The 4,453-nt window shown below is 75.1% G+C and carries 4 protein-coding genes and 1 pseudogene; 3 read left to right on the forward strand and 2 right to left on the reverse strand.

Annotation, left to right across the window (positions count from 1 at the left end):
- Positions 1 to 897, reverse strand: a pseudogene (locus tag DLJ47_RS13340) (hypothetical protein); the annotation flags it as partial.
- Positions 898 to 1,046: 149 nt separating this feature from the next.
- Here DLJ47_RS13340 and DLJ47_RS13345 point away from each other — a divergent pair.
- Positions 1,047 to 1,685 carry a TetR/AcrR family transcriptional regulator gene (locus DLJ47_RS13345; protein ID WP_088997317.1) on the forward strand — a complete coding sequence of 213 codons (639 nt, stop codon included), beginning with the start codon at positions 1,047 to 1,049 and terminating at the stop codon, positions 1,683 to 1,685.
- 64 nt (positions 1,686 to 1,749) lie between these two features.
- Complete coding sequence (locus DLJ47_RS13350; protein ID WP_088997316.1) at positions 1,750 to 1,977, forward strand: DUF3107 domain-containing protein; 228 nt, start codon at positions 1,750 to 1,752, stop codon at positions 1,975 to 1,977.
- 81 nt (positions 1,978 to 2,058) lie between these two features.
- Here DLJ47_RS13350 and DLJ47_RS13355 read toward each other — a convergent pair whose 3' ends face one another.
- Positions 2,059 to 2,712 carry a ferritin-like fold-containing protein gene (locus DLJ47_RS13355; protein WP_109900343.1) on the reverse strand — a complete coding sequence of 218 codons (654 nt, stop codon included), beginning with the start codon at positions 2,710 to 2,712 and terminating at the stop codon, positions 2,059 to 2,061.
- 325 nt (positions 2,713 to 3,037) lie between these two features.
- Here DLJ47_RS13355 and DLJ47_RS13360 point away from each other — a divergent pair.
- Positions 3,038 to 4,453 (forward strand): DEAD/DEAH box helicase (locus tag DLJ47_RS13360; protein ID WP_109900344.1); only part of this gene is annotated, 1,416 nt, incomplete at its 3' end.

Consider the following 4,453-nt stretch of genomic DNA (forward strand, 5'->3'; position numbering starts at 1 on the left):
GCCCCAGCTCGGCCGGTTCCAGTTCGGGCCGGACCAGTCGGGCTCGGCGGGCGGCGTCCGGTCGGCGGGCGGCCCGGCGGCCGGGCCGGCCTGGTCACCGGCGCTCAGCGCGCGGTCGAGGCCGGCGGTGCGGTCGCTGCCCGGCGGGACCGGGCGGGGCTCCGCGGTGGACTGCTCCGGCGGGAACTGGTCGCCCCAGCCGCGCGGATCGACGGCGCTGGGCGGTTCCCCGGCCGCGGACCGGTCGAGCGTCGGCGCGTGGAACCCGGGCGGCACCTCGAACCCCGAGGCGGTCGTCCCGACCGGCGGAACCTGCACGGCGGGCGGCGCGGAGGTGGGTGGGCCGGGCTCCGCCCAGCGGTGCGGCGGGTCGTCCGACGCGTGTCGGGCCGGGCCGGGCTCCGGCTCGGCGAACCCGTGCTGCGGGGCCGGCTGCTCGGCCGCCGGGGCGGGGCGCTGCGCCGGCACCACGAGGCGGTCGCCGTCGGAGTCCCGGCGCGGGTCGCCGAGCGGACCGGGCGGGGCGCTCACCGGCGTCGCACGGCCGGGCGGCGCGCTGACCGGGGCCGACCGGTCGGCCGGCGGCTCGGTCGGGTGCTGGCCGACGCCGTTGGTGTGCCGGCCGTTCACCCGGGTCGACGGGGCCTCGGCGGGCACGCCGGGCAGCGGTGGCGGCAGGTCGCCGTGCCGGGGCGAGGAGGCGCCCCAGCCGAGGGTCGGCTCGGGCTGGCGCCAGGACGGCGCCGGCTCCCGGGAACCACCGGCCTCCCCGCCCCGGGCCCAGCCGGCCGGTGCGGGCGCCCACCCGTTGCCGGTACGGGCCAGGTCGTCCTGCTGACCCGTCCCGTCGCCGTGCTCTCCCGGGGTGGCGGCACCGGGTTGCCCTGATTCACTCACCGCGCGCTCCTTGGTCGCCCCCGCTGAGGCTACCGTGTGGTGACAGTGGCGATAAGTTACAGCGGCGGGCCAATTCCGCGACGGGTCACGAGCCCGGACCGGTTCGGGGGAAAAGTGCCGGCTCGTACACAGGAAACTCGGAGGTTCCCATGACCGCTGTGGGGAACGGCGCCCAGACCGCCGGCCGGCCCACGCGCCTACCCCGGTCCGCGCGTCGCAAGCAGCTGCTCGCCGCTGCCCAGGAGGTGTTCGTCGCACAGGGCTACCACGCCGCCGCGATGGACGACATCGCCGAGCGGGCGGGGGTCTCCAAGCCGGTGCTCTACCAGCACTTCCCGGGCAAGATGGAGCTGTACCTCGCGCTGCTCGACACCCACTGCGACGCCATCGTGGCCAAGGTGCACGAGGCCATGCGCGGCACCAACGACAACAAGGAACGGGTCAGCGCCTCGGTCCGCGCGTACTTCGACTTCGTCGACCACGAGAGCGAGGCGTTCCGGCTGGTCTTCGAGTCCGACCTGCGCAACGACCCGGCCGTGCGGCAGCGGGTGGAGCGGGTCGAGCAGGGCTGCATCGCGGCGATCACCGACACGATCATCTCGGACACCGGGGTGAGCCGGGCGCACGCCGAGCTGCTGGCCTCGGGCCTGGTCGGCGCCGCCGAGACCGCCGCGCAGTTCTGGCTGGCCGGCGGCCGGCAGGTGCCCAAGGCCGAGGCGGAGGCGTTGGTGGCGGCGCTGTCCTGGCGCGGCATCGCCAGCTTCCCGCTGCAAGGTGAGTCAGCCTGACCGCCACCCCCGAGATCGGATAGCCTTCGCACGGCGGCTTTTTCGCCCCAGTTGAGGAGGCACCGTGGAGGTCAAGATCGGCGTGCAGTACGCGCCGCGCGAGCTGGTTCTGGAGAGCGCGCAGTCGCCGGCCGAGATCGAGCAGATCGTGACCGACGCCATCGCGAAGAACACCGGCACGCTGTCCCTGACCGACGAGAAGGGGCGGCGGGTCGTCGTCCCGGTCGACAAGGTCGCCTACGTGGAGATCGCCGAGGCGTCGCCGCGCGCGGTCGGGTTCACCGTCCGCTGAGCGGGCCCTCCGTCCGCGGCAGGTGACCGCGCGCACCTGCCGCGGACCACGCGGCCGCCACGGGCGGCGCCGGCCGGCGCGTCAGTTGTTCAGGCCCGCCGCGGCCATCCGCTCGGTGTGCGCGGCGGTCAGCCGGCGGAACAGCGCCTGCACGTCCACCTTGTCGCCCTGGGCGATCAGCGCGGTGAGCGCGCCCCGGTCGGCGGCGGCCACCCGGCCGGCCTGTGACAGCGCCTCGCCCACCAGCCGCCGCGCCCACATCGAGAGCCGGCCGGCCACCCGCGGGTCCAGCTCGATGGCGGCCCGGATCTCGGCGGCGGCGAACTCGGCGTAGCGCGACTCGTGCAGCACGTCGAGGACGAGCTGCCGGTCCGGCTCGGCCAGCGCGACGGCGATCTCGCGCAGGAAGTCGTCGGTGATCGCGTCGCCGACGTACGCCTTGGTGACCGCCTCGGCCCAGTCCCGCGGCTCGGTCGAGTCGTGGTACGCCTGCAACGGCGCGACGTACGGGGCCATGGCGTCGTCGGGCAGCACGCCGAGAGCGGTGAGCCGGTCGGCCAGCCGCCGGTAGTTGCCGATCTCGGCGGCCGCCATCTCGCCCAGCGCGGCCCGGCGGCGCAGGTCGGGGGCGAGCCGCGCGTCGGCGGCCATCCGTTCGAAGGCGAGCAGCTCGCCGAGGGCCACCAGGCCGAGCAGGTCGACGACGGCGGGGCCGGGCGGGGCGGGGGCGGACACGAGCGCAGGCTACCGCCCGCCGACGACTCGTGGGGGACGCCGCCGACGGCCAGCACGGCAGTGACCTGGGTCACATCACTTGCCCCCGGGTGCGGGGTGCCATCCCGGAATCAGGACGGCGTCCAGGGGGTTCAGGTAGGATGTAGCAGTTGCCGTGGGCGCTCATCCGGCCGGCCTCCGATCCGGTCGCAGTCCGACCCGCGGCGCGCGTGCGGCCCGGTCCGGCTCGGCAGTCTGCCGCCCCCGACCGTGTGGCCCGCGCCATACCGATCGCGCCCTGAGGACATGACGGGGCGCACCCACGAGAGGGCACCCCCAAATCCATATGAGCGAGCTGACCCAAGAACTCATGGACGGCCAGGAACTGGCCCCCACCGCCCCGGTACGACCGGAGGCTCCGACCTTCGCCCAGCTCGGCGCGCGTCAGGAGACCGTCGACGCGCTGGCCGCCTCGGGCATCACCCGCGCCTTCGCGATCCAGGAGTACGCGCTGCCGATCGCGCTGCGCGGCAGCGACCTGATCGGCCAGGCGCCCACCGGCACCGGCAAGACCCTCGGCTTCGGCGTACCGCTGCTGGAGCGGGTCTTCGCACCGGGCGAGGGTGGCGAGGACGGCCTGCCCCAGGCGCTGGTCGTCGTACCCACCCGCGAGCTGGGCCTCCAGGTCGCCAAGGACCTGGCCGCCGCGGGCCGCACCCGGGGCGTCCGGGTGCTGCCGATCTACGGCGGCGTCGCGTACGAGCCGCAGATCGACGCCCTGCGCAAGGGCGTGGAGATCCTGGTCGGTACGCCCGGCCGGCTGCTCGACCTGGCCAAGCAGAAGCACCTGCGCCTTGACCGGGTGCACGCGCTGGTGCTCGACGAGGCCGACCGGATGCTCGACCTGGGCTTCCTGGACGACGTCGAGAAGATCCTCGCGATGCTGCCGGAGGACCGGCAGACCATGCTCTTCTCGGCCACCATGCCGGACCCGATCGTCGCCCTGTCCCGGCGCTTCCTGCGCCACCCGGTGACGATCCACGCCGGTCACACCGCCGAGACCGGGCCGTCGCCGCAGACCCAGCAGCTGGCCTACCGCACCCACTCGATGAACAAGATCGAGATCGTGGCGCGGATCCTGCAGGCCGAGGGTCGCGGGCTGACCATGATCTTCACCCGTACCAAGCGGGCCGCCGACCGGGTCGCCGAGGACCTCGACTTCCGCGGCTTCGCGGTGGCCGCCGTGCACGGTGACCTCGGGCAGGGCGCGCGGGAGCGGGCGCTCCGGGCGTTCCGGGCTGGCAAGATCGACACGCTGGTCGCCACCGACGTCGCCGCCCGTGGCATCGACGTCAGCGGCGTCACCCACGTCATCAACTACGACTGCCCCGAGGACCAGGACACCTACACCCACCGGATCGGCCGCACCGGCCGGGCCGGGGCGACCGGTGTCGCGGTGACCTTCGTCGACTGGGACGACATGCCGCGCTGGCGGATCATCGACAAGACGCTGGGCCTGGACATGCCGGAGCCGCCGGAGACGTACCACACGTCCCCGCACCTCTACACCGACCTGGAGATCTCCCGCGACATCACCGGCACGCTGCCCACCGCGGAGCGCACCCGGGCGGGCCTGTCGGCAGAGGTCGAGGAGGACCTCGGCGGTGGCCGGTCGCGCCGGGGCGAGAGCCGCGGTGGCCGGCGCGGCGAGAGCCGCGGCCGGGAGCGCCGCCGGGGCCGGGGCGAGTCGGCCGCCGGGCCG

This window comes from Micromonospora sp. S4605, from assembly GCF_003176715.1.
In the GTDB taxonomy this organism is placed as follows: domain Bacteria; phylum Actinomycetota; class Actinomycetes; order Mycobacteriales; family Micromonosporaceae; genus Micromonospora; species Micromonospora echinaurantiaca.

What these genes read in the sequence shown, in the direction of transcription:
- DLJ47_RS13345 (WP_088997317.1), top strand. Translation starts at nt 1,047, where the DNA reads ATGACCGCTGTGGGGAACGGCGCCCAGACCGCCGGCCGGCCCACGCGC.